Origin of the sequence: Streptomyces sp. NPDC057697 (assembly GCF_042799335.1) — a bacterium.
In the GTDB taxonomy this organism is placed as follows: domain Bacteria; phylum Actinomycetota; class Actinomycetes; order Streptomycetales; family Streptomycetaceae; genus Streptomyces.
On the sequence record NZ_JBHVJA010000011.1, the window covers coordinates 257,869 to 283,396 of the forward strand.

18 protein-coding genes are annotated in these 25,528 nt (G+C 71.9%); 4 read left to right on the forward strand and 14 right to left on the reverse strand.

Annotation, left to right across the window (positions count from 1 at the left end; genetic code table 11):
- Positions 1–5 precede the first annotated feature (5 nt).
- The 6 genes from serA to ACFVFH_RS26755 all read right to left on the reverse strand — a co-directional run bounded on the left by serA (position 6) and on the right by ACFVFH_RS26755 (position 9,687).
- On the reverse strand, positions 6–1,598 hold the full coding sequence (gene serA / locus ACFVFH_RS26730; protein ID WP_383773088.1) for a phosphoglycerate dehydrogenase: 1,593 nt from the start codon (positions 1,596–1,598) through the stop codon (positions 6–8).
- Between the two features lie 272 nt (positions 1,599–1,870).
- Positions 1,871–2,872 carry a ketol-acid reductoisomerase gene (gene ilvC, locus ACFVFH_RS26735; RefSeq protein ID WP_136203890.1) on the reverse strand — a complete coding sequence of 334 codons (1,002 nt, stop codon included), beginning with the start codon at positions 2,870–2,872 and terminating at the stop codon, positions 1,871–1,873.
- Positions 2,873–2,972: 100 nt separating this feature from the next.
- Positions 2,973–3,500, reverse strand: a complete 528-nt coding sequence (ilvN, locus tag ACFVFH_RS26740) for an acetolactate synthase small subunit (protein WP_361494352.1) — start codon at positions 3,498–3,500, stop codon at positions 2,973–2,975.
- 22 nt (positions 3,501–3,522) lie between these two features.
- A complete protein-coding gene (locus ACFVFH_RS26745; protein WP_383773091.1) occupies positions 3,523–5,379 on the reverse strand; it encodes an acetolactate synthase large subunit in 1,857 nt (618 codons plus the stop codon).
- A gap of 216 nt (positions 5,380–5,595) precedes the next feature.
- On the reverse strand, positions 5,596–8,430 hold the full coding sequence (locus ACFVFH_RS26750) for a putative bifunctional diguanylate cyclase/phosphodiesterase (RefSeq protein WP_383773093.1): 2,835 nt from the start codon (positions 8,428–8,430) through the stop codon (positions 5,596–5,598).
- A 276-nt stretch (positions 8,431–8,706) separates the two neighbouring features.
- Positions 8,707–9,687, reverse strand: coding sequence for a 2-hydroxyacid dehydrogenase (locus ACFVFH_RS26755; protein ID WP_383773095.1), 981 nt, complete (start codon positions 9,685–9,687; stop codon positions 8,707–8,709).
- Between the two features lie 266 nt (positions 9,688–9,953).
- Here ACFVFH_RS26755 and ACFVFH_RS26760 point away from each other — a divergent pair, with 266 nt between their 5' ends.
- From ACFVFH_RS26760 to ACFVFH_RS26770, 3 genes are all read left to right on the forward strand, one after another.
- On the forward strand, positions 9,954–10,910 hold the full coding sequence (locus ACFVFH_RS26760) for an aldo/keto reductase (protein WP_383773205.1): 957 nt from the start codon (positions 9,954–9,956) through the stop codon (positions 10,908–10,910).
- Between the two features lie 165 nt (positions 10,911–11,075).
- On the forward strand, positions 11,076–12,284 hold the full coding sequence (locus ACFVFH_RS26765; RefSeq protein WP_383773207.1) for a PQQ-dependent sugar dehydrogenase: 1,209 nt from the start codon (positions 11,076–11,078) through the stop codon (positions 12,282–12,284).
- A gap of 30 nt (positions 12,285–12,314) precedes the next feature.
- Positions 12,315–12,584, forward strand: coding sequence for a DUF6191 domain-containing protein (locus ACFVFH_RS26770; protein ID WP_383773209.1), 270 nt, complete (start codon positions 12,315–12,317; stop codon positions 12,582–12,584).
- A 133-nt stretch (positions 12,585–12,717) separates the two neighbouring features.
- Here ACFVFH_RS26770 and ACFVFH_RS26775 read toward each other — a convergent pair whose 3' ends face one another.
- The 6 genes from ACFVFH_RS26775 to ACFVFH_RS26800 form a co-directional block, all read right to left on the reverse strand.
- Positions 12,718–15,873: an AAA family ATPase gene (locus ACFVFH_RS26775; protein WP_383773097.1), complete on the reverse strand. Its 3,156-nt coding sequence runs from the start codon at positions 15,871–15,873 to the stop codon at positions 12,718–12,720.
- Between the two features lie 151 nt (positions 15,874–16,024).
- On the reverse strand, positions 16,025–16,210 hold the full coding sequence (locus ACFVFH_RS26780) for a hypothetical protein (RefSeq protein WP_383773099.1): 186 nt from the start codon (positions 16,208–16,210) through the stop codon (positions 16,025–16,027).
- A 178-nt stretch (positions 16,211–16,388) separates the two neighbouring features.
- A complete protein-coding gene (locus tag ACFVFH_RS26785) occupies positions 16,389–17,063 on the reverse strand; it encodes a hypothetical protein (RefSeq protein WP_383773101.1) in 675 nt (224 codons plus the stop codon).
- A 135-nt stretch (positions 17,064–17,198) separates the two neighbouring features.
- Positions 17,199–18,287 (reverse strand): alpha/beta hydrolase, encoded by a 1,089-nt coding sequence (locus ACFVFH_RS26790; RefSeq protein WP_383773103.1) that lies wholly within the window; start codon positions 18,285–18,287, stop codon positions 17,199–17,201.
- Between the two features lie 82 nt (positions 18,288–18,369).
- Entirely contained in the window at positions 18,370–19,647 is a 1,278-nt protein-coding gene (locus tag ACFVFH_RS26795; RefSeq protein WP_383773105.1) for a serine hydrolase domain-containing protein, read from the reverse strand.
- A 64-nt stretch (positions 19,648–19,711) separates the two neighbouring features.
- The gene (locus tag ACFVFH_RS26800; RefSeq protein WP_383773107.1) at positions 19,712–19,939 is read right to left on the reverse strand and encodes a hypothetical protein; all 228 of its coding nucleotides are present in this window, start codon (positions 19,937–19,939) and stop codon (positions 19,712–19,714) included.
- Positions 19,940–20,253: 314 nt separating this feature from the next.
- Between ACFVFH_RS26800 and ACFVFH_RS26805 the strand changes: the two genes are divergently transcribed.
- Positions 20,254–22,716: a helix-turn-helix domain-containing protein gene (locus tag ACFVFH_RS26805; RefSeq protein WP_383773109.1), complete on the forward strand. Its 2,463-nt coding sequence runs from the start codon at positions 20,254–20,256 to the stop codon at positions 22,714–22,716.
- A gap of 9 nt (positions 22,717–22,725) precedes the next feature.
- Here the strand turns inward: ACFVFH_RS26805 and ACFVFH_RS26810 are convergent, their stop codons facing one another.
- Complete coding sequence (locus ACFVFH_RS26810; RefSeq protein WP_383773211.1) at positions 22,726–23,280, reverse strand: GNAT family N-acetyltransferase; 555 nt, start codon at positions 23,278–23,280, stop codon at positions 22,726–22,728.
- Complete coding sequence (locus ACFVFH_RS26815) at positions 23,280–25,505, reverse strand: MMPL family transporter (RefSeq protein ID WP_383773111.1); 2,226 nt, start codon at positions 25,503–25,505, stop codon at positions 23,280–23,282. Before ACFVFH_RS26815 ends, ACFVFH_RS26810 begins: the two co-directional genes overlap by 1 nt.
- Positions 25,506–25,528 lie beyond the last annotated feature (23 nt).

Sequence of the window (25,528 nt, forward strand, 5' to 3'; positions counted from 1 at the left end):
GACCGTCAGTCGGTGAGGTTCACCGTGCGGGCCGAGGCGGCACCGATCTCCACCGAGATCTCGGCGAGCACCGACGCCGGGACGTCGTCGTCGACGGTGAGCACGACCAGCGCCTCGCCGCCCGCGTCCGTACGGGAGACCTGCATGCCCGCGATGTTCAGACCGGCCTCGCCGAGGATCCGGCCGACCGTGCCGACGACACCGGGACGGTCGTCGTAGCGCAGCACCACCATGTGGTCGGCCAGGGCCAGGTCCACGTCGTAGTCACCGACGGCGACGATCTTCTGGAGGTTCTTGGGGCCGGCGAGCGTGCCGGAGACCGCGACCTCCTCGCCGCCCGAGAGCGTGCCGCGGACGGTGACCACATTGCGGTGGTCCGGCGACTCGGAGCTGGTGGTGAGGCGCACCTCGACACCGCGCTCCTGCGCGAAGAGCGGGGCGTTGACATACGACACGGTCTCGTCGACGACGTCCTCGAAGACGCCCTTGAGCGCGGAGAGTTCGAGCACCTTGACGTCGTGCTGGGTGATCTCGCCGTACACCTCGACATCGAGGCGGACCGCGACCTCACCGGCGAGCGCGGTGAAGATCCGGCCGAGCTTCTCGGCGAGCGGCAGCCCCGGACGGACGTCCTCGGCGATCACGCCGCCCTGGACGTTGACCGCGTCCGGCACGAGCTCACCGGCGAGGGCCAGGCGCACGGACTTGGCGACCGCGATGCCCGCCTTCTCCTGGGCCTCGTCGGTGGAGGCGCCGAGGTGCGGGGTGCAGACGACCTGGTCGAGCTCGAAGAGCGGGGAGTCCGTGCAGGGCTCCTTCGCGTACACGTCGAGACCGGCACCGGCGACGCGGCCCTCCTTGAGGGCGGAGGCTAGCGCCGCCTCGTCGACGATGCCGCCGCGCGCGGCGTTGACGATGCGGACCGAGGGCTTCACCTTGTGCAGCGCCTCGTCGCCGATCAGGCCGAGCGTCTCGGGCGTCTTCGGCAGGTGCACGGTGATGAAGTCGGCGACCTCCAGCAGCTCGTCCAGCGTGAGGAGCTTGACGCCCATCTGCGCGGCCCGCGCGGGCTGGACGTAGGGGTCGTACGCGACGATCTTCATACCGAAGGCCGACATGCGCTGCGCGACCAGGACGCCGATGCGGCCGAGGCCGACGACGCCGAGGGTCTTCTCGCTGAGCTCGACACCGGTGTACTTGGACCGCTTCCACTCGCCGTTCTTGAGGGCGGTGTTGGCCTGCGGGATGTTGCGCGCGGTGGCGACCAGGAGACCGCAGGCCAGCTCGGCGGCGGTGACGATGTTGGAGGTCGGCGCGTTGACGACCATCACGCCGGCCTTGGTGGCGGAGGAGACGTCGACGTTGTCCAGACCGACGCCCGCGCGGGCGACGACCTTCAGCTTCTTCGCGGCGGCGATGGCCTCGGCGTCGACCTTGGTGGCGGAGCGCACCAGGATGGCGTCGACATCGGCGATCGCGGGGAGGAGCTCGGCGCGGTCCGCGCCGTTGCAGTGCCGGATGTCGAAATCCGGGCCCAGCGCGTCCACCGTGGCGGGCGACAGCTCTTCAGCGATGAGTACGACAGGTTTCGAGCTCACGTGAGTCCTCACAGGTCCAGTGCGGACGGCCGTCCCGACGGCCGCAGGCGGTGGAGGGGCTTGCCGCGTGGAAGACGCACGACACTGTGGGCCTGACGCGTGTATGTGTGGAGAAGTGTAGTCATGCGCCAGGACGCATACTGCGCCCCGTTGGAAGGATCACCCGCACGGGGGTGGACGACTTGTACACACGTACGACGCCGCCTCTTCCGGCGGTGAAACGGGGAAACGCCCGGGGGGCGGGTCCATGGACCGCCCCCGGGGCGTCGGTGTTACGCGTCCTCGTCGTTGACCCAGCTCATGAGCTTGCGCAGCTCACGGCCGGTGGTCTCCAGCAGGTGGTCGCCGTCGGCCTTCTTGTACTCGTTGTACTTGGGCAGGCCGTTGTGGTACTCGGCCATCCAGTTCTTGGCGAAGGTGCCGTCCTGGATCTCCGCGAGGACCTTCTTCATCTCGGCCTTGGTGGCGTCGGTGATGATGCGCGGGCCGGTGACGTAGTCGCCCCACTCGGCGGTCTCCGAGATGGACCAGCGCATCTTCTCCAGGCCGCCCTCGTACATCAGGTCCACGATGAGCTTGAGCTCGTGCAGGCACTCGAAGTAGGCGATCTCCGGCTGGTAACCGGCCTCGGTCAGGGTCTCGAAACCGGCCTTGACCAGTGCGGCGGTGCCGCCGCAGAGAACGGCCTGCTCGCCGAAGAGATCCGTCTCGGTCTCCTCCGTGAAGGTCGTCTTGATGACTCCGGCGCGGGTGCCGCCGATGCCCTTGGCGTACGACAGGGCGAGCGCCAGGCCGTTGCCCGAGGCGTCCTGCTCGACCGCCACGATGCACGGGACGCCGCGGCCCTCCTCGTACTGACGGCGCACCAGGTGACCCGGGCCCTTGGGGGCGACCATGCAGACGTCGACGTTGGCCGGCGGCTTGATGAAGTCGAAGCGGATGTTCAGGCCGTGTCCGAAGAACAGCGCGTCGCCGTCCTTGAGGTTGTCCTTGATGGACTCCTCGTAGACCTGGGCCTGGATCGGGTCCGGGACGAGGATCATGATGACGTCGGCCTCGGCGGCGGCCTCGGACGGGGTCACCACGCGCAGGCCCTGTTCCTCGGCCTTGGCCTTGGACTTGGAGCCCTCGTGCAGACCGACCCGGACGTCGACACCCGAGTCACGCAGCGACAGCGCGTGGGCGTGGCCCTGGCTGCCGTAGCCGATGACCGCGACCTTGCGGCCCTGGATGATGGACAGGTCGGCATCGTCGTCGTAGAACAGCTCGGCCACTGGGTCTCTCCTTGGTGTGCAGGTGTTGCGTCCCACCGTACGGCGGGTTGCGTCGGTTACGTTTTCGGGTCTCGCCATACGAGCGGCGAGGTGGCGGGTACTACGCCGTACGGTCGAGGGCGCGCAGCGACCGGTCGGTGATCGAGCGCGCGCCGCGTCCTATGGCGATGGTGCCGGACTGGACCAGCTCCTTGATGCCGTACTGCTCCAGCATCTTGAGCATGGCCTCCAGCTTGTCGGCGCCGCCGGTCGCCTCGATCGTGACGGCCTCCGGGGAGACGTCCACGGTCTTGGCGCGGAACAGCTTGACGATCTCGACGATCTGGGAGCGGGTCTCGTTGTCGGCGCGGACCTTCACCAGGACGAGTTCGCGCTGGATCGCAGCGGAGTGCTCCAGTTCGACGATCTTCAGGACGTTGACCAGCTTGTTGAGCTGCTTGGTCACCTGCTCCAGGGGCAGGTCCTCGACACTCACCACGATCGTGATGCGGGAGATGTCGGGGTGTTCGGTGGTTCCGACCGCGAGCGAGTCGATGTTGAAGCCGCGGCGGGAGAACAGGGCGGTGATCCGGGCGAGGACACCGGGCTTGTTCTCGACCAGGACGGAGAGCGTGTGCTTGGTGGACATGGAGTCGGTCTCTCTCTGTCTCTCAGTCGTCTTCGTTGTCGCCGAAGTCGGGACGGACCCCGCGGGCGGCCATGACCTCGTCGTTGGAGGTGCCGGCGGCGACCATCGGCCACACCATGGCGTCCTCGTGGACGATGAAGTCCACCACGACGGGGCGGTCGTTGATGGAGTTGGCCTCTTCGATGACCTTGTCCAGGTCGGCCGGGTCCTCGCAGCGGATCGCGTAGCAGCCCATGGCCTCGGACAGCTTGACGAAGTCCGGGACGCGGGTGCCCTTGGCCGGGACGCCCTCGGTGTCCGCGCCGGAGTGCAGCACGGTGTTGGAGTACCGCTGGTTGTAGAACAGGGTCTGCCACTGGCGGACCATCCCGAGCGCGCCGTTGTTGATGATCGCGACCTTGATCGGGATGTTGTTGAGCGCGCAGGTGGTGAGTTCCTGGTTGGTCATCTGGAAGCAGCCGTCGCCGTCGATCGCCCAGACCGTGCGATCCGGCATGCCGGCCTTGGCGCCCATCGCGGCCGGGACCGCGTACCCCATCGTTCCGGCGCCGCCGGAGTTCAGCCAGGTGGCGGGCTGCTCGTACTGGATGAAGTGCGAGGCCCACATCTGGTGCTGGCCGACGCCCGCCGCGAAGATCGTGCCCTCGGGGGCGAGCTGTCCGATGCGCTGGATGACCTGCTGCGGCGAGAGGCTGCCGTCCTCGGGCAGGTCGTAGCCGAGCGGGTAGGTGTCGCGCCAGCGGTTGAGGTCCTTCCACCAGGCGGCGTAGTCGCCGATGTGACCCTCGGTGTGCTCGGCCTGGACGGCCTGCACCAGGTCGGCCAGGACCTCGCGGGCGTCCCCGACGATCGGGACGTCGGCGACGCGGTTCTTGCCGATCTCGGCGGGGTCGATGTCGGCGTGGACGATCTTGGCGTACGGGGCGAAGCTGTCCAGCTTGCCGGTGACGCGGTCGTCGAAGCGGGCTCCGAGGGCGACGATCAGGTCGGCCTTCTGCAGCGCGGTGACGGCGGTGACCGCACCGTGCATGCCCGGCATTCCGACGTGCAGCGGGTGGCTGTCGGGGAATGCGCCGAGCGCCATCAGGGTGGTGGTGACGGGCGCTCCGGTGAGCTCCGCGAGGACCTTCAGTTCGGCGGTGGCGCCCGCCTTGATGACGCCGCCGCCGACGTACAGCACCGGCCGCTTGGCCTGGGTGATCAGCTTGGCCGCCTCGCGGATCTGCTTGGCGTGCGGCTTGGTGACCGGGCGGTAGCCGGGCAGGTCCATCGTCGGCGGCCAGCTGAAGGTCGTCCGCGCCTGGAGCGCGTCCTTGGCGATGTCGACGAGGACCGGTCCGGGGCGGCCGGTGGAGGCGATGTGGAAGGCCTCGGCGATGGTGTGCGCGATGTCCTCGGCCTTGGTGACCAGGAAGTTGTGCTTCGTGATCGGCATGGTGATGCCGCAGATGTCGGCTTCCTGGAAGGCGTCCGTGCCGATGGCGGAGGAGGCGACCTGGCCGGTGATCGCGACCATCGGCACCGAGTCCATGGCGGCGTCCGCGATCGGGGTGACCAGGTTGGTGGCGCCGGGGCCCGAGGTGACCATGCAGACGCCGACCTTGCCCGTGGCCTGCGCGTATCCGGTGGCCGCGTGGCCCGCGCCCTGCTCGTGGCGGACCAGGACGTGGCGGACCCGGGTGGAGTCCATCAGCGGGTCGTAGGCGGGGAGAATGCAGCCGCCGGGGAGGCCGAACACCGTGTCGGCGCCGACTTCCTCAAGCGAACGGATGAGGGACTGCGCGCCCGTGACGTGCTCAACGGTCGCGGCGGACGGTCCGCCGTTACGGGCCCGCGGCTGGGGATGGTGGGCCCCGGTGGCCTGCTCGGTCATCGGCATTCTCTTCTCGAAGCTGAGGGTTTCTGCGGGTGTTTTGCAACAGTTTGCGTGGTGCCGGTGCAACAAAAAACCCCTCGTGCCGTGAGGCAAGCGAGGGGAGCGCGTCGGTGCGGTCTGCAGAGTGCCTGGCGGGACTCTGCTTCAGCCGACGCGCTTTCCAAGTACGAGAATTCGGGTGCGCATGGCAATGACCCTCTCTCCGACGCACTCGGCGTGTCAAGTGGGTGGGATGGGCGTCTCAGCATGTGAGCCGCTGAGGAGGGGGATCGAGCCACCGGTCAGGACGGGCTGGGCCAGGGCGCTGCCGGGCACCGGGAACTCCCCGCGGGCCAGGGCGCGGCGCAGCCGGTACTCGTCCAGCGGCCCGGAGAAGGCCATTCCCTGGCCGTGCGTACAGCCCATGGCACGCAGCGCGAGGACCTGTTCCGGTACATCGACCCCGTCGGCCACGGACTGCATGCCGAGGTCGCAGGCGATGCGCAGCAGGCCGCTGGTGATCTTGTGCAGCCGGGCGGACTCCACCACGCCCTCGACGAGGCCGCGGTCCAGCTTCAGTACGTCGATGGGGAGGCGGCGCAGGGCGTTGATCGCGGCGTAGCCGCTGCCGAAGCCGTCGAGCGCGATGCGGACACCGATGCGGCGCAGGGCCACGAGCCGCTGCTCCAGTTCGTCGAAGGAGATCCGGGGATCGCTGTCGGAGACCTCGATCATCAGCGCGCCGGAGGGCAGGCCGTGCCGGGTCAGCAGCGCCTCGACGGAGCCGAAGGGCATTCCCTTGTCGAGGAGCCTGCGGGCGGGCAGCCGCACGGCGACGGGGACCGGGTGCCCGGCCCTGGCCCGGTCCGCGGCCTGCTCGACGGCCTCTTCGAGGAGCCAGCGGCCGAGCTCGGCGGTGCGGTCGCCGTCCTCGGTGACACGGAGGAACTCGGCCGGGGTGAACAGGATGCCCTGGGCGGAGCGCCAGCGGGCCTGAGCGGCGACGGCGGCCACCGTGCCGCTGGCGAGGTGCACGACGGGCTGGTGGAGCAGGGCGAACTCGCCGTCGCGCAGGGCGGTGCGCAGCCGGGCGGTCAGCTCGGAGCGGCGTACGACGTCGGCCTGCATCTGCGGGGCGTACAGCTCGACGCGGTCCTTGCCGCCCGCCTTGGCGCGGTACATGGCGAGGTCGGCGTTGCGCATGAGGTCGCTGGGGCTGATGCCCGGCTCGGCGAAGGCGACCCCGATGGACGCGGCCACCCGGACGTCGCCGGTGCCGATCCGGTACGGCTGGGACAGGGTGAGGCGCAGCCGGTCGGCGATCTCGTGGACCTGGCACTCCCGGGCGGACTGGTCCCGGGTGCCGTCGCCCAGGATGATCGCCGCGAACTCGTCGCCGCCGAGGCGGGCCGCGGTGTCACCGGCCCGGACGGACTCGTGGAGGCGGCGGGCGGCCTGGATGAGGAGTTCGTCGCCCGTCTGGTGGCCGAGGCGGTCGTTGACCGCCTTGAAGCCGTCGAGGTCGATGAAGAGCACGGCGGTGCCGGGGTCGCCCGAGCGGCGGCCGCCGAGGGCCTGGCGGACCCGTTTGGTGAACAGGGCGCGGTTGGGCAGGTCGGTGAGTGGGTCGTGCTCGGCGTTGTGCTGCAACTGGGCCTGGAGCCTGACCCGTTCGGTCACGTCGCGGCTGTTGAGGATCAGGCCGCCCTGATGGCGGTTGACCGTGGATTCGACATTGAGCCAGTCGCCCGTACCGGACCTGAAGCGGCACTCGATCCGGGTGGTGGGCTCCTCGCTCGGCGGGGCGGCGAGGAACCTGCGCACCTCGTGGACCACCCGCCCCAGGTCCTCGGGGTGGATGATCGAGGCGAGCTCGGCACCGACCAGGTCGTCGGCCTCGCGCCCGTACACCCCGGCGGCGGCGGGGCTGACGTAGCGCAGCACCCCGGTCGGGGCGGCGATCATGATGACGTCGCTGGAGCCCTGCACCAGGGAGCGGAAGTGGTTCTCCTTCTGCGCCAGTTCCTGGGTGAGGGCGATGTTGTCGACGAGCATGATGCCCTGCCGGACGACCAGGGCGAGCACCACCGTGCAGCCGGTGAAGATCACCACACGGTCCACCCGGCGGCCCTCGACGGCGCTGTAGAGGATGCCGAGGGTGCAGACGGCGGCGGCGAGATAGGGCGTCAGCGCGGCCAGCGATCCCGCGATGGGGCGGCTCGCGGGCTGTGCGCTCCGTGGCGGGAAAGCGTTGTCCGCGGCCCTGTTCGCGCCCCAGGGGGCGTACGCGAGGAGCAGGGAGCCGGCGAACCAGCCCGCGTCCAGCATCTGGCCGGAGCGGTAGGTCTGGTGCAGCAGCGGTGAGGTGAACAGGGCGTCGGACAGGACCGTCAGGGCGAGCGCGGCGACGGCGGTGTTCACCGCGGAGCGGTTGACGCTGGACCGCCGGAAGTGCAGGGCCAGCACCATGGAGACCAGCACGATGTCGAGCAGCGGATAGGCCAGCGCGAGCGCCGCACGGGCCACGCTCACGCCCTCGGCGTCCACCAGGTGCGCGGTGTGGGCGAGCGCGAGGCTCCAGGAGAGCGTGAGCAGCGAGCCGCCGATCAGCCAGGCGTCCAGTGCGAGGCAGAGCCAGCCCGCCCGGGTGACGGGGCGCTTGGCGAGGACGAGCAGCCCGACGATGGCGGGCGGCGCGAAGCAGACGAAGAAGACGTCGGCCAGGGAGGGGGTCGGCACCGGAAGCCCGAGCACGACCTCGTACCAGCCCCAGACCGCGTTGCCCGCGGAGGCCATGAACGAGGAGAACGCGAAGAGCAGCCAGGCGGGACGGAACCGGCTGCTGCCGGTGCGCGCGTAGCGGAAGCAGGAGACGGCGGCGATCAGCGCCGCCGCGCTGAGACCGAAATCCCCCATGATCAGCGCCAGTTGCCGCGAGCCCCAGCCGAAGGCCGAGCCCGCGGCGAAGCCGGCCCAGACGACGCCGAGAAGGATCTGCCAGACCGGCGCGGGTGCGCCGCCCACGGCCGCCCTCCGGGTGAGGAGCGCGCCCAAGGTGTCGGCCGGCGCGCTCACCGGGGCGCCCCCGGTGTCGTCGGGCGCGCGTGCACCCGGCGTCCCGCCGGCCCCCGTCGGCTCTCCGGCGGTGTCGGATCGTGCCCCCATCGGCTGTACATCGCCCGTCGCCCCCTAGCGTGTCGCTTCCTCCCCGGCGCCGTCCCTTCCACCGCGCAGCGCCCCCTTTCCGGACGATACACCAGACTCGTCACACAGGGACATAGTTCCTCTACTCTCCGTGACGACCTGCGGGTTGTCCGAAACGCAGTGCGACAGCGGGTCTGCGCAGCGTGGTCAGCCGAGGGTGCGCACCACGTTCCGCACCGGTTCTCCCGCGGCGAACAGGCTGAGCTGCGCGGCCAGCAGCCGCTTGGCGCGCGGCTCGAACGCCGAGGTGCTGCCGCCCACATGGGGAGTGATCAGGACATGCGGAGCATGCCAGAGAGGATGGCCGGCGGGCAGGGGTTCCGGGTCGGTGACGTCGAGGGCGGCCCGCAGCCTGCCGGACCGGAGCTCGGCCAGCAGCGCCCCGGTGTCGACGACGGCCCCGCGCGCGACGTTCACGAGCAGCGCCCCGTCCCGCATGGCGGCGAGGAACTCCGCACCGGCCAGCCCCTGCGTGGACGGGTTCAGCGGGGTGGACAGCACGACGACATCGGCCTCGGGCAGCAGCGCCGGCAGGTCGTCGAGCGGGTGTACGGGGCCGCGCCCGGTTGTCCGTGCGGAGCGCGCGACGCGCACCACCCGCGCGCACTCGAAGGGCACGAGCCGGTCCTCGATGGCGGCGCCGATCGATCCGTACCCCACGATCAGCACGGTCTTGTCGGCGAGCGCGGGATAGAAGCCGGACCGCCACTCCTCCTTGTCCTGGCCGTGGACGAACCCGGGCACACCCCGCAGGGAGGAGAGGATCAGGGCGAGGGCGAGTTCCGCGGTGGACGCCTCGTGGACCCCCTTGGCGTTGCACAGCCGCGCCCCGGCCGGCAGCAGACCGAGCGCGGGCTCGACGTGGTCGATGCCCGCGGAGAGCGTCTGCACGACCTGGACGCCCGCCATGGCGCCGAGCGGCCGGACCGCGACCTCGGGGCCCTTCATGTACGGCACGACGTAGAAGGCGCAGTCGGCCGGGTCCGCGGGATAGTCCGGCTCGCCGTCCCACAGCCGGTAGGTGAGTCCGTCGGGAAGCCCGTCGATCTCTTCGGCCGGGAACGGCAGCCATACCTCGGGCGTCTTCGTCACGTCGGGTGTCTTCGTCACAGCGGAGGTATTCGTCATGGTCAGGAGGTTAAGGCCTGCCCGGCGGGCCGGATCCGGACGGTTCGGCGACGCCTCGGGGCGCCGTCCCGGAGGCCGCGCTCCGCCCGTGATCCGCCGCACGGACCTTGATCGGCGGAGGCCGTGCGAGGGGCGGCGGGTGGCAGAGGTTACTTTGGGGTGCGGTGCGGTCCCGTGGACGGCGGGGCAAGGGCCCGGTTCGGCGGCGGGGCCCGGGGAGGGTCGGGGAGTTGGAGCGCAGGAGTCTTGGTGCGGCGGCGCTCGCCGTGGGCGCGGTCGGTCTCGGCTGCATGCCGATGAGCTGGGCGTACAGCGCCTCGCAGCAGCGCGGTGACCGTGCGTTGCGTACGGTGCACGCGGCGCTGGACGCGGGTGTCCAACTGCTCGACACGGCCGACATGTACGGCCCGTTCACCAATGAGCTGCTGGTGGGAAGGGCGTTGAAGGGCCGCAGGTCGGACGCGTTCGTCTCCACCAAGTGCGGCCTGCTGGTGGGGGATCAGCACATCGTGGCCAATGGCCGGCCGGGCTATGTGCGGCGGGCCTGCGACGCCTCGCTGCGCCGCCTCCAGACCGATGTGATCGATCTGTACCAGCTGCACCGGGCCGACCCCGAGGTCCCCGTGGAGGAGACCTGGGGCGCGATGGCGGAGCTGGTGACCGCCGGAAAGGTCCGGGCGCTCGGGCTCTGCGCGGTCGGGGCGCGCGCCTCGCGCCGGCCGGGTTCCCGCCGGTACGACGAAACGATCCGCCAGTTGGACCGGGTGCAGCAGGTCTTCCCGGTCAGCGCGGTGGAGGCGGAGCTCTCGGTCTGGTCGCCGGAGGCGCTGGAGTCGCTGCTTCCGTGGTGCTCGGCGCGCGGGGTGGGGCTGCTGGCGGCGATGCCGCTGGGGAACGGCTATCTGACGGGCACGCTGACACCCGGGCAGGGCTTCGAACCGGAGGATCTGCGGGCCCGGCATCCCCGGTTCACGGCGGAGATGATGGCGGCGAACCAGCCGGTGGTCGTGGGGCTGCGGCGGATCGCCGAGCGGCACGGGGCCACCGCCGCGCAGGTGGCGCTGGCCTGGGTGCTGCGGCAGGGGCCGCACGTGGTGCCGGTGCCGGGGACGAAGCGGGAGCAGTGGGCGGTGGAGAACGCCGGGGCGGCCGGGCTGCTGCTGACCCCGCGGGATCTGGCGGAGATCACCCGACTGCCCCGGGCCCAGGGGTCGTGGGACTGACGATCCGCGCCCGTGCTCGGGCGCCGGTCGGCAGAATGGGCGGGCGTCGGGAGCTCCGTGGCGGGACCGCGGTGCGAGACCAGCAGTCGTCATCAGGTGGCCGTCGAAGGGATCGGTGCTGTGCGCGGTGTTCTGTTCGGATCTGGCGGTGCCCCGTCCGGGCCGGTGGGAGGCCCCGGCGGCCCGCGGGGCCGGTTCCGGGGACCGCGCCGCGGGGCGGTTGCCGTGCTGGCCGCGGGCGCGCTGGTGCTGACCGCGGGGTGTTCCTCGGACGGCGGCTCCGGCGGTACGGCGGGCGTCGGGACGCCGACGGTCCCCCGCTCCTCCCCCGCCGCCCCGGAGCCGTCCGCCTCGCCCGAGCTGCCGCCCGCGAAGGGCTCGGTGCGGGTGGTGTCGACGCTCACCGAGGGCCTGGACTCGCCCTGGGGGCTGGCGGCGCTGCCCGGCGGCGATCTGCTGGTCTCCTCCCGCGACAAGGGCACGATCACCCGGATCGACGGGAAGACCGGGAAGAAGACGCTGCTGGGCGCGGTGCCCGGGGTGTCGCCCGCCGGTGAGGGCGGACTGCTGGGGCTCGCGGTCTCCCCCACGTACGGCGCGGACCATCTGATCTACGCCTATTTCACGACCGCGTCCGACAACCGCATCGCGCGCATGCAGTACGACGAGAACGGCACGACGCCCGGGAGGCTGCTGGGCGCGCCGGACACGATCCTGCGCGGCATCCCCAAGGGGACCCTCCACAACGGCGGGCGGATCGCCTTCGGCCCCGACCACATGCTCTACGCGGGCACCGGGGAGACCGGCGACGACGGCCTCGCCCAGGACAAGAAGTCGCTGGCCGGAAAGATCCTCCGGATGACCCCGGACGGCGAGCCGCTGCACGGCAACCCGGCGGCCGACTCCGTGGTGTATTCGTACGGACACCGCAATGTGCAGGGGCTGACCTGGGACGCGCACGAGCAGTTGTGGGCGTCCGAATTCGGCCAGGACACCTGGGACGAGCTGAACCGGATCGTGCCGGGCGGGAACTACGGCTGGCCGGAGGTGGAGGGCAAGGCCGGGAAGAAGGGTTTCATCGATCCCGTGGCACAGTGGAAGACGTCCGAGGCGTCCCCGAGCGGGATCGCCTTCGCCAAGGGTTCCGTCTGGATGGCGGGCCTGCGCGGCAAGCGCCTCTGGCGGATTCCGTTGTCCGGGGACGACCGGGAACCTCTCGCGGCCCCGCAGTCGTTCCTGGAGGGGAAGTACGGCCGTCTGCGCACCGTGCTCGCCGCGGGCGGCGACAAGCTCTGGCTCGTCACGAGCAATACGGACACCCGTGGCACCCCGAAGCCGGGAGACGACAGGATCCTGGTGCTGGCGGTGCGGTAGCGGCTACGGCAGGTGAAAGGGCGTGCGGTGGTGTTCAACTTCTTCGAGGAACTCTTCGCGCCGGGCCGCAAGCACGCCTCCGACGAACAGAAGCGGCTGGAGCTGACCCGGGTGGATCTCGGCGTCGGCGACCCGGGGCGCGGTCCGATAGACCTGTCCTCCGGGAAGGTGGTCGTCAGACCGTCCGGCGCGGGCTCCGAGGCGGGCGCCGACGCGGACTCCGACGCGGCCCGGGGCTCCGACCACGACCCGGCGCAGGAAGCGGACCAAGAGGCGGACGCGGACGCTCCGGACGCGTAGCGGCAGCTCCGGCCGGTTCCGGTCAGGTCAGGTCAGGTCAGGTCAGATCAGCGAGACGCAGGCGCGGGCGCACACCGACGCGTACGCTGCGGCCGCTTCCGACGTGCGGGGGTGGCTCGCCCGGCCGGGCGGGTCAGGGGACGGTCGCGGCGGGGTACAGGCGGAGCCGGTGCGCGAGGGCTGCCGCCTCGCCGCGGCTGGAGACGCCGAGCTTGGCGAGAATGCTGGAGACGTGCACGCTCGCGGTCTTCGGCGAGATGTAGAGCTCCTCGGCGATCCTGCGGTTGGTGTGGCCCGCGGCGACCAGCCGGTGCACATCCTGTTCGCGCCGGGTCAGCCCGAAGGACTCCACCGCGGCCGCGGCCGCCTCGCGCAGCCGGTCCTCGGTGCTCTCCCGGTCCGTGGCCGTGTGCGCGGTGACGGTGCCGTCCTGGACGGTGACGGCGGCCGGGATCACGGGTTCGCTACCGCTGCCCGGTGCGGCGAGCGCGATCCGGGCACGTCCGGCCAGCAGCTCGATGGACTCGGTCAGCGGGCGCGCGCCGAGGCGCACGGAAGTGCCGTGGGCCTCCTTCAGCAGGGTGGCGGCCGTGGACCGGTCCCCCGAGGCGATGAGCAGGGCCTCGGCCCACCGGTGCTGGACCTGGGCCAGCTCGTACGGGCGCTGCAGGGGCGCGAAGGCGTCCGCCGCGCGGGACCAGTGGCCGGGGGTGTCCTCGCCCTCCGCCCTGGCCAGTTCGGCGTCGATGAGCACGCCGTGGGCCGCCCAGACGGGGACGAGCATCGGCAGCCCCTTCAGATGGGCGCGGATGGTGGCGAGGACCGCCGGCCGGCCGGGCTCGGCGGCGGGCAGCCCCCTGGCGTCGGCCTCGATGGCGGCCGCGGCGCGCAACAGGGGCAGCGCGTACCGCTGGGTGCCGGGCGGGAACCCCTGCGCCGAGCAGGCCTCCAGCTCCGCGCGTGCCTCGCTGAGGCGGCCCTGCCGCGCGGCGAGGACCATGGCATGGCGTGCCGGGGAGATGACGTGCTGGGGCTGCGGGTCGCACGACCCGAAGCTGCGCCGGGCCAGGGCGAGTTGCAGCTCGGCCTCGGGCAGGTCGCCCCGGGCCAGGGCGAGTTCGGTACGGCGCGAGGCCACGAGCCCCTCGGCCTTGCCGGGCCGGGCGGCGCGGTCCGCCGCGTCGGTGGTGGCGCGGCTCTCGTCCCAGTGCCCCAGGGAGAACAGCGAGGCCGCCCGGTTGCAGCGGACCCAGGTCTCCATGTCGACGATGCCGTGGCTGAGGCTGGTCTCGATGCCGTGGTCCGCGGCGGCCACGGCCTCCAGGGAGCGGCCCATCGATTCGAGGGTGGAGGGGAGGTTGACGCCGGCCCGGCTCATGACGCCGACCAGGTGCAGTGCGTCGGCGCGGTCGCGGACGGCGTACATCTCGGCGATGCCCTCGTCGACGCCGCCCGCCTCGGCGGTGAGCCAGCCGCGGGTGAGTCGGGCGTGCAGCTCGATGTACTCGTCGCCGACCAGCCTGGCGTACTCCACCGCCCGGTCGGCGGCGAGCAGCGTCTCGGGGCCGGGGCGGTGCAGGGCGCCCCATCCCGCCACGCTCGTCAGGACGTCGGCGTGCACGGCGGACGGGGGCAGGCCGCGGACCAGCTCCTGGGCGGTGTCCAGCTCCTCGCGGCCGTCGCCGCGGGTGAGGTCCTGCATCAGCCGGGAGCGCTGGACCCAGAACCAGGCGGCGCGCAGCGGGTCGTCCTCGCCGTCCAGCACCCGTACGGCCTTCCTCGCGATGGCCAGGGCGCGTTCGCGCTCCCCGCCGAAGCGTGCGGCGACGGCGGCCTCGGCCATCAGGTCGAGGTAGCGCAGCGGGGTGGCGTCGGGGTCGCAGCCGCAGGCCGGGTAGCTCTCGGCGTAGTCGATGGGCCGCAGGGTGCGGCGTACGTCGTCGGGGACGTCGTCCCACAGCTCCATCGCCCGTTCCAGCAGCCGGAGCTGCTCGGCGAACGCGTAGCGGCGGCGGGCCTCGACGGAGGCCTTCAGCACGGCGGGCAGGGCCTTGGCCGCGTCGTGTGCGCCGTACCAGTAGCTGGCGAGGCGGGTGGCACGCTCCCCGGCGCGGACGAGGGTGGGGTCGGCCTCCAGGGCCTCGGCGTAGCGGCGGTTGAGCCGGGAGCGTTCGCCGGGCAGCAGGTCGTCGCTGACGGCCTCGCGGACCAGGGAGTGCCGGAAGCGGTAGCCGTTGCCCTCCGGGGTGGTGAGCAGCAGGTTGGCGCCGACGGCCGCGCGCAGCGCCTCGATGAGTGCGTCCTCGGTCAGCCGGGCGACCGCGGCCAGCAGTCCGTACTCCACCGTGGAGCCGCCCTCGGCGACGATCCGCGCGATCTGCTGGGCGTCGTCGGGGAGCGCCTCGACGCGTACGAGCAACAGGTCGCGCAGGGAGTCGGAGAGCCGGGAGTGGTCACCGCTCTCCAGGCTGCACGCGAGTTCCTCGACGAAGAAGGCGTTGCCGTCGGAGCGTTCGAAGATCTCGTCCACCAGGGCGGCCTCGGGGGTGGCGGCGAGGATTCCGGTGAGCTGGCGGCTGACCTCGGCGCGGGTGAAGCGGGCGAGTTCGATCCGGCGGACGGTACGCAGCCGGTCGAGCTCGGCGAGGAGGGGGCGCAAGGGGTGGCGGCGGTGGATGTCGTCCGACCGGTAGGTGCCGATCACCACGAGGCGGCCGTTGCGCACGGTGCGGAAGAGGTAGGCGAGGAGGTGGCGGGTAGAGGCGTCGGCCCAGTGCAGGTCTTCGAGGACGAGGACGACGGTCCGCGCGGCGGAGATGCGTTCCAGGAGTCTGGCGGTGAGCTCGAAGAGGCGGGCGGTGCTGTGTTCGTCGGTGGCGTCCCGGTCGGCCTCGCCGAGTTCGGGGAGCAGCCGGGCCAGCTCGCCCTCCTGCCCGGCGCAGGCCGCGGCGACCTCGTCGGGCAGGGTGCGGCGCAGGGCCCGCAGCGCGGTGGAGAACGGGGCGTAGGGCAGCCCGTCCGCGCCGATCTCGACACAGCCGCCGACCGCGACGACCGCGTCGCGGCGTGCCGCCGCCGCGAGGAACTCCTCGACCAGCCGGGTCTTGCCGACTCCCGCCTCACCGCCCATGAGCAGCGCCTGTGGCTCGCCGGGAGCGTCGGCGCCGCCGGTCCCGCCCGAGCCACCGGCGCCCTGTGCGCGGGCGAGCGCATCGACGAGCGAGGCGAACTCGCCCTCGCGGCCGACGAACACGGGACTGACGGACCTGTTCTCCACGCCGCCGAGCATCGCATACGGTCCGGGCCGCGCGGGCCCCGGAGCCGGGCGGCCGGCCACCGCCGCTGCGGGCAACGGCCGGGCAGGCAGTGACTCGACGGGCACTGACCCGGCGGGGGCCGGTTCATCGGGCGCCGGTTCATCGGGCATCGTGGCACGGCCTTCACGCGGCGCGGGCGAATCGCTTCCGGTCGGTGCTCACCGGCCCCTCGGCCTCCTTGCGCCCGGAGCGCCGGGCGGTCCGGCGGGCGGCCCGGCGGGCGCGAAGGGCCTCCCGGACGAGCCGGTCCCGCTCGGCCCGGCGGTGCAGTTCGGCGGCGCGCAGTTCGTGGAGTTGATACGCGTACATGTGCTTCTCCCTGGGGACGACGGCCCGTCCGGGCCGGGGCGGCAGGATTTCCGCCGTGCCCCGACTGTCGTCCCCCAGGGGGTGTCACCACATCGGGCAAGATCCGCATCTTCCTGGGACCGGGTGCCCTAGGGCCTCGCGCCGGATGCCCTACAGGACGGTCCTCGGGCCGTCGTGGCTACCGGGCGGCGGTCGCGGTCGGCAGCGCGACGACGAGGTCGAAGTACATGCCGACGGAGAGCAGCAGGCCGAGGACGCCGAGCGCGATGCCGGCGGTCGCGACGGCACGGACCCAGCCGGGCTGCGGTTGCGCGGGGGCCACGCCGAAGGCCGGACGGACCAGGGCGAAGATGCCGACCAGCAGGGCGAGCAGGGCGAAGAGCCCGTCGACCAGGGCGGTGGAGTGCCAGGCGTCACCGTAGATCTCGGAGATCTGCTGGGCCGCGCTGGAGCCGCCCGAGGTCTTGATCTGGCCGATCAGGGTCTCGCGCTCGGCGGCGACCTTTCCGGTCCAGGACCCGGTGAGCGCGACGACGCCGAGAGCGGCCGCGACCACGGCTGCGGCGGCCGCGCCGAGGCCGGAGGGCTCCTTGGCGGGGTCGTCGTCGGGGTCGTCGTCGAGGCCGTCCAGATCCTCGTTCTCGGCCCCGCCCTCGGCCGCGGCCTCCGTGGTCGCGTCCCCGGTGGTCTTCTCCAGGTCGTACGAGGGGTCCTCGGCCGCGGCCCTCTCGGTCACGGCCTCCTCGGCACCGGAAGCACCGGAGGCACCGGAGGCACCGGCTGCATCGGCGGATACTTCGGCTGCTGTGGAGTCGGCGGGAGCGATGGGGTCAGTGGGGGTCCTGGGGTTCATGTTGCGCACGCTAGGCGGCCCGTATGAGAACCCCCTTAACGCATGCCCCGCGCGACGGCGTCCAGGGCGGACCCCGGCCCCCGCGGGTGTGCGCCCGCCGGGGCCGGGGTCATGGCCGGGGCGCCGTCCGCCGTGTCAGCTCTTCGCCTCGAAGGAGTCCTGGAGCCGGGGTACGTAGTCGGCGAGGGCGGCCGACCAGCAGCCGTAGTCGTGGCCGCCGTCGCAGCCGGGAGCCAGTGCCGACCCGTCGCCGTAGTCGACCAGGCGGCTGGGCAGACCGAGCCTGTCCATGCGGGACTTGACGTTCCTGGCGGCGATCGCGGTGAAGTGGTCGATCAGGTCGTTGTCGCCGGAGTAGAGCGTGACCTCGGCCCCGGTGAGCTCGGCCAGGTTGGCGGGGGCGGCGGGGTCGACCGCCTTCCAGATCCGGTCCGCGTCCAGGACCGGATAGGGGGAGCCGAAGATCGCGTCGCTGTCGACGACAGGTCCGTACCCGGTGCACCGGCCGGTGCCGGACGGGCTGGAGGTGCTCGCGGCGCACCAGGCGCCCGTGACGTTGAGTTCCGTGGCCAGGACCGCCGCGCGGACCTCCGCCATGCCGAAGTCGATGCCGCCGGACAGCGAGGCGACATGGCCGAAGAGATCGGGCCGGGCCTCGCCGTAGTGCAGGGCGCCGAAGCCTCCCATCGACAGGCCGACGACGGCCCGGTGGTCCTTGTCGGCGAGGGTGCGCAGGTTGGCGTCGATGAAGGGGACGACCTGCTTCAGGTGGAAGGTCTCCCAGTTCGCCGCGCCCTCCGCGGTGTTCTGCATGAGCCAGTCGGTGTACCAGCCCTTGCGGCCGCCGTCCGGCACGACGGTGATCATCGAGTCCGAGCGCAGCGCCGGGGCGGCCGCGGCGTCGTCCGGGTTCCCGGGGCCGCCGTGCAGGAAGTACGCCACCGGCCATCGCTTGTCGGGGGCGGTGCGGTAGCCACTGGGCAGGAAGACGCGGATCCGGTGCTCCCCCGTCACCTGCGGGGTGGTCACGGTGATGGTGAAGTCGTTGTCCGAGTGCACCTCGGTGCCCCCGGCGACCTGGGTCAGGCCGAATCCGTCGGACAGCACCGGAGGGGCGGCGCCCTCGGCGTGCGCGAGCGGGGTCGCGAGGGTCGCGGCCATGGCCAGCGCGGCGGCGACAGCCGTCCGCGCACGTGTCCACCGGGCGGTCAGCGGTGTTTTCATCGGGTGTCCTCTCCGAGTGCGGGCGGCCTGCCCGGACGGGCGGGGCGGCCGGGGCCGGCCCCCGCCCTTCCGGTCGCGGTCCTCAGAGCGCGCAGAACGCGTCCGTCATGGCCTTGCCCGTGTGGGCCTGTCCCGGAGTTCCGGCGAGCATGTGGAACTCGTTGTTCGCGTGCAGCGCCTGTTCGGTGCCGTCCTCACTGCTCAGCCACTCGCTGAAGTAACCGAGCACCGCGCCGTTGTGCCCCCAGGCCCACTTCCCGCAGGGCAGCTTCACATGTTCGATGCCCAGCCCGTATCCGGCCTCGTCGTTGACCGGGACGGCGGTCTTGAGCTCGGCCATCTGCGCGGGCTCCAGAAGCTTCCCGGTCATCAGGGCCCGGGAGAACGTGGCCAGGTCGTCCATGGTCGACACCATGGCACCGGCGGTCCCGCTGACCTGCACGTTGGAGACCGTGGCGTCGTCGATGAGGATCGCCCGGAGCACGTAGCCGTGCAGATGGTTGCCGTAGAGCGCGGGGTCGGCGGTGGGGAAGCCGGTGTCGTGCAGACCGAGCGGTTCGATGATGCGCCGCTGCACCTCCGTGGCCGGTTCCGAACCGGTGACGGCCTTGATCACCATGCCCGCGAGCGCGTAGTTGGTGTTGGAGTAACCGAACTTCTCGCCCGGCGTGCTCGTCGGCGCGCGCATGCCGAGGGCGACGTCGACCAGGTTCTGCGGCGGGTAGACCCCCCTCGGGTTGATGTTGAGGAAGTACGGCCCGTTGATCTGCACGGCGCTGAGGTAGTCGGGCAGACCAGAGGTGTGGTTGAGCAGCTGACGGATCGTGATCTTCGAGCCGTCGTATCCGTTGGCGGCGACCGCTCCCGGCAGCCACCGGTCGACGGTGTCGTCCAGCGAGAGCTTCTTCTCGCCCTCCAGCTGGAGCAGCACGGTGGAGATGAACGCCTTGGTGTTGCTGCCGATCCGGAACATCGCCTTCGGGTCCGCCGGCACCTTGGTCGCACGGTCGCCGACCCCCGCGTGCACGTACTGGGTGCTGTCGCCCTTCCGGACCATGCCGATCACGCCGGGGTACCCGTCGGCGACCCCCTGCTGGGCCCCGGCCTGAAGGATCTCGGCCGGGGTCTGGGCGGCGGCGGCCGAGGAGCCGGTGGCCGGGGCGGGCGACGGGCCGTCGGCCCCGGCGGCCGCGTTCGCCGTGCCGGCGGCGGTCAGCAGGAGGCAGGTCAGGCCCGCCACCGGCAGCAGCCTGCGCCGGCGCCCGCGGGACGGCGAGGGCGGCCGCCGGGCCGCACCTGGGGCGTCCGGGCTCTCCGTGTCCACCGCGACGCCTGTACCGAACGAATCGAGCACGCTCATTCTCTTTACCGTCCCTTTCGATTGGATGGTCGTTCCGGTTGTGCGGTCGCATTCGGATCGTTTGTCAGCGTCGACAGGAGACGACGATGATCAGCAACAGGAGTGCGACTCCCGCAACTCCGAGAAATCCGAAGCCGCCTTCCGGGTTCTTCCGGTTGGTCTCCACATGGCCACCGGCGGGAATTCCGGGATGCTGTTTGAGGTAGTGCTCCAGCTGACACTGCGCACCCCGGGATTCGGCGAGCCACGGCGTCTTGAAACCGCACTCGCCGCACCAGAATCGATAGGCCATGTCAACTCCTCATCGGTCGTCACAGGAGAAGGCCAGGAGCAGGACATGGGAAGGCCACGAGTGACGGTCCTGGCCCGGCGCCGGGACCCGTCCGGTCCCGGCGCCGTCCGCTTCCCCGATGCCGCCCGCTTCCCGATGCCGTCCGCTTCTCGATGCCCCGCGCGGAGCGCCGCCCCGTGTCGGCGCTCCGGCCGGGCACCACTCGATCGTGGCGTTCGCGCCGCCCGGCGGACAGGACAGCCGACCGGCCATATATGACCGGTCGTCACGATAGGCTCTTCGCCGCCCGCGCTCGGTGGTGGAGGGGATGCGAAGTGGCGGATCAGCTCGGCACGTTGTTGCGTCGGCTGCGCAAGCGGTCGGGGCTGACGCAGGAGCAGCTGGAGGCACGTTCCGGGGTGAGCGTGCGTACGATCCGCAGACTGGAGACGGGCAGATCCAGCGACCACCGGCTGGGCACGGTGAACCTGCTGGCGGACGCGCTGGAGGCCGGGCCGGAGGACCGCCAGCGGCTCGCGACCACGCTCGCGGGAGCGCCGGCGGAAATCCCCGTATCCGTTCCCGAATCCGCCCACGGACCCGTTCCCGGCCCCGCGCCCACCGCCGAGCCGGATTCCGGGCCCGCCCCCGCTTCCTCGTCGATTCCCGCACAGAATTCCCTCCCGAAGGCATATGGACCCCGCGCCCCGCGCCCGATCGACAGCGAACTCGCGGACGCCGCCTCGGAATTGGCGAAGGAGATCCGGCGCCGCTGGCGGCGCGAGGAGGAACACCGCCGGGTCCACGACCCCTTTCCGCTTCCCGTGCGCTGGCGGGATGCCCCCGAATCCCTCACCGACCATTCGGAGAACATCCAGCGCCTGCCGCCCGGCGCGGCCTCGCGGGACATGGATCTGAGCGGCGATCTGGGCAGCGTGGCCGAGGTCTACCGGCGGATTCTGTCCGGGCGGCTGGTGGTGCTCGGCCGGGCCGGATCCGGCAAGTCGATCCTGGCGATCAGGTTCGTCCTGGACCAGTTGGAGGCCCGGGAGCCGCACGACCGGGTGCCGGTGATCTTCAGCCTCGGGTCCTGGGATCCCACGGCCATCGCCTTACGGGACTGGCTCATCGACCTCCTGGTCCGCGACCATCCCCACCTCACCCGCAGGGCGTCCGGCGGATCGACGCTGGCCGCCGCGCTGGTCGACGCCGATCTCGTACTGCCCGTCCTGGACGGCTTCGACGAAATCGCGGAAGGGCTGCGGAGCGCCGCGCTGGAGACGCTCAACGCCGCCTCGCTCCCGCTCGTCCTGACCAGCCGGCGCGGCGAGTTCGCCGAGGCGGTCGAGGAGACCCACACCCCGCTGGTGTGGGCCGCCGGTCTGGAACTCACCGATCTCACCCTCGACGACCTCGACGACTACCTGCCCCGCACGGCCCGCCCGGTCTCCCGCGGCGACAGCGGGGGCGAGGCGGTGTGGAGCCCCGTCCTGGCACGGCTGTCCGCCGGGTCGGGCGGCGCGGACACCCCTCTGGCCAGGGTGCTGAGCACCCCGCTCATGATCATCCTGGCGCGGACGATGTACAGCGAGACACCGGGCAGGGATCCGTCCGAGCTGCTGGACACCGAGCGGTTCCCCGACGAGAACTCCCTGGAGGAACACCTGCTGGCCGGCTTCGTGCCGACGGTCTACCGCCGCCGCGTCGCCGAGCGGAGCACCGCGGGCCGCCCGGAGCGGCACCGGGACCCGGAACGCGCCGAGCACTGGCTCGGCTATCTCGCCCACCACCTGGCCCGGCTCGACCGCGACCAGCAGGACCTCGCCTGGTGGCGGATCGGCGATTCGCTGCGGCTGTCCACCCGCCTGCTGTCGGTGGTGGTGGCGTCGGCGCTCTGTGTCGCCCTCGCCCAGTGGTTCGTCGATCTGGTCAACCTGCCGTTCACAGTCGGCGAGGCCCTCCTGCTGGGCGGTTCGCTGGGGAGTGCCGCGGGCCTCGCCTTCGGGTGCGTCCACGCGATCCTGGCCCGGTTCGGCACCGCGGCCTTCGAACCGGCCCATGTGCGGCTGCGGCTGCCCGGTGCGGGCACCGGGATCGGTCACAGACCGGTCCGCACGTTCATCGCCCGGTTCGGTGCCGTTCTGCCGGGCGGATTCGTGATGGGTGTCGGGTGCGCGTGCGCCCTCGCCCTCCAGCGCTGGCTGTACTACGGGGTTCCGCTCGCGAACGAACTGGTGATCAAGGGCACGCTGATCAACATGCTGGTGCTCGGGCTGATCTTCGGGGCAGGTGCCGGACTCGTCTTCGGGCTCATGGCCGCGTTCGAGGCGCCGCTGGACGTCGCATCGGCGGCCACCCCGGCCGGCCTGCTGGCCTCGAACCGTGCGACGGTGGCCCGGCAGGTCCTCGTCCTGGTGCCGATGCTCACCCTCGCGATCACCCTCGGAGGCTTCCTGATCACCGGTCTCCTCCAGGGGCTGCTGGGAACGCTGGTCTGGCAGCTGCCGGACGGGCTGGCCATCGGCGCGGTGGGCGGGCTCGGCGGCGCGTGCTCGTACGCGCTCTCGTTCACCGCCTGGGGGCGGTGGCTGGTCCTGTCGCGGGTCTGGCTGCCCCTGACCGGCAGGCTGCCCTGGGATCCCGTGGCCTTCCTGGACGACGCCTACCGCCGGGGCGTGCTGCGCCAGACCGGTGCGGTGTACCAGTTCCGCCACATCCGGCTCCAGCACCACCTCGCCCGCTCGTACCGCGAGCACCAGAGCAAGTACGCACCCGCCAGCTTCGGTCCCGGGGAGTAGGGGCCGGTCTCAGGACCGGCGGGCCCGCCACTCCGGGGCCAGCAACGACCAGATCTCCGAGTCGTGCCGCTCGCCCCGGTACAGATAGTTCTGCCGCAGCACCCCGTCGCGCGTCATGCCGAGCCGCTCGGCCACCGCGATGCTGGCGGTGTTCGCGGCGGACGCGTCCCACTCCACGCGGTACATCCCGCGCACCCGGAAGGCCCAGTCGATGAGCTCGCGGGCCGCCCGGGTGATCAGACCGCGCCCCTGGCCCGCCGGTTCCAGCCAGCAGCCGATCTCGCAGTTTCCCGACTCCGCGTCGAAGACCGGGAACATGACTCCGCCGACGAGCGTGTCCTCCAGCCAGATGCCGTAGATCCGGCCCGTGTCCGCCGCCTGCCTGTCCGCGTACTTCCGCAGCAGTGCGCGCGCCGAGTCCAGGTCGGTGGCGAAGGAGGCGAAGGGGATCCATGGATCGACGGACTCCCGGGCCCGGTCCATGTGGTCGAGGAACTCCTGCGCCTGCCAGGTCTCCAGCGGCCGCAGTTCCGCTCCGTCGTCACCCAGGGATACCGCGAACATCATGCTCCTTCTCGAACCGCTTCCACCGCATGCGCGGGCCGCGCCGCCTGCGGGATCTTCGCACGCGGCGGCCCGGATCCGGATTCGGGAGGCTCGATGCTGATCCGCGGCAGCAGCCGGTCCAGTCGGCGCGGCAGCCACCAGTTCGCCCCGCCCAGCAGATGCATCAGCGCCGGGACCAGCAGCGTGCGCAGGACGAAGGCGTCCAGCAGGACGGCCGCGGCGAGCGCGATGCCGAACATGGCGATGACCCGGTCCCCGCTGAGCACGAACGCGAGGAAGACCGAGATCATGATCACGGCCGCGGAGTTGATCACCCGGCCGGTCTCGGCGAGGCCCACCCGGACGGCCCGCCGGTTGTCCCCGGTCTCCAGCCACTCCTCGTACATCCGCCCCACCAGGAACACCTGGTAGTCCATCGACAGCCCGAAGAGCACGGACACCATGATCACCGGCAGGAAGGGTTCGACGGGACCCGCGCTTCCGAGCCCGAGCAGTTCGCTGCCCCACCCCCACTGGAAGATCGCGACGACGACCCCGAACGAGGAGGCGACGGCGGCCACGTTCATCGCCGCGGCCTTCAGCGGAATGCCGATCGACCGGAAGGCCAGCAGCAGGAGCAGACAGCCGAGCCCTATGACCACACCGACGAAGAGCGGCAGCTTGCCGACGATGATCCGGGCGAAGTCGTCGTAGCCGGCGGTCACTCCCCCGACGTGGGCCCGCAGCGAGGTGTTCTGCTCGGCCCGCGGCAGCACCTCGGTGCGCAGCCGGTCCACGAGTTCGCTGGTCTGCCGGGACTGCGGCGAGGACGTCGGTACGACGGTGACGAAGGCCGTGTCGCCGCCGCTGTTGTACGTGACCGGGCCGACCGAGGCCACGCCCTCGGTGGACCGCAGCGCGGCGGGCAGTCCGTCCATGGCGAGCCGGTCGTCCGCGCCGTCCAGCTGCGCGGCGATCGTCAGAGGCCCGTTGACGCCGGGGCCGAATCCGTCCGCCAGCAGGTCGTACGCCTTCCTGGTGGTCGACGTGGCGGGGTTGTTGCCCTGGTCGGAGGTGCCCAGGTGGAGGGAGAAGGTGGGCAGCGCCAGTACCAGCATCACCACGGCGGCCAGCGCCCCGAGCAGTTTGGGGTGGCGTTCGACGAAGGCGGACCAGCGGGCGGCGAAGCCGGTGGGCACCTCGGGCTGCGGGCCGTGCTCGGCGAGCCGCCGGCGCTCGCGCCTGCTCAGCGCCCGGGGGCCGATGAACGACAGCAGGGCCGGGAGCAGGGTCACCGAGGCGGCCACGGTCAGGACGACGGTGAGCGAGGCGGCGATCGCCACCCCGTTGAGGAACCCGAGCCGCAGGATCAGCATGCCGAGCAGCGCGACGCAGACGGTGGCCCCGGCGAAGACCACCGCGCGGCCGGTCGTCGCGACGGCGTTCTGCGCGGCCTCGGTGACGGAGAGGCCCCCGCGCAGCCCTCTGCGGTGCCGGGTGACGATGAACAGGGCGTAGTCGATGCCGACGCCGAGCCCTATCAGCATGCCCAGCATGGGGGCGAAGTCGGCCACCGTCATCAGATGGCCGAGCAGCACGGTGCCCGCGTAGGCGGTGCCGACGGAGACCAGCGCCGTGGCGATGGGCAGCATGCTGGCGGCGAACGAGCCGAAGGCGAGGAACAGGACGACCGCCGCGACGAGGACCCCGACGACCTCGCTGAGATGGGCGGAGGGCGCCTCGGTGAGGGCGACGGCGGGGCCGCCCAGCTCCACCTGGAGATGGTCCCCGGCGGCCGCTCGCGCGGTGTCGACGACGGCCCCGACCTGCTGCGCCGGGATGTCCTCGACCCGCTGGTCGAAGGTGATCGAGGCGTAGGCGGTGTGTCCGTCGCCGCTGATCTGCGCGGTGCCGGACGCCCCGTACGGGCCGGTGACCGCGCCGACCCCGGGCAGTTCCTCGACGGCGTGCAGGGTCCGGGTCATCGTCTGGCGGACGTCGTCGGCCCGCACGGTGGAGTCGGAGGTGTGCCAGACGATGGTGTCGGTGTCACCGCCGAGGTCCGTGAAGCCGTTCCTGAGGAGATCGGCGGCCCGGCCGGACTCCGTACCGGGCACCTCGTAGTCGTTGGAGTACGCGGAACCCGCGAGGACCGCCGCGGTGGCCGTGCCGCCGAGGGCGAGCAGCCAGAGGAGAACGGCGATGAGACGGTGCCTGATGCACCAGCGGGCGATGGCAGCCAACGGACGTGCTCCCTGCTGGTTCG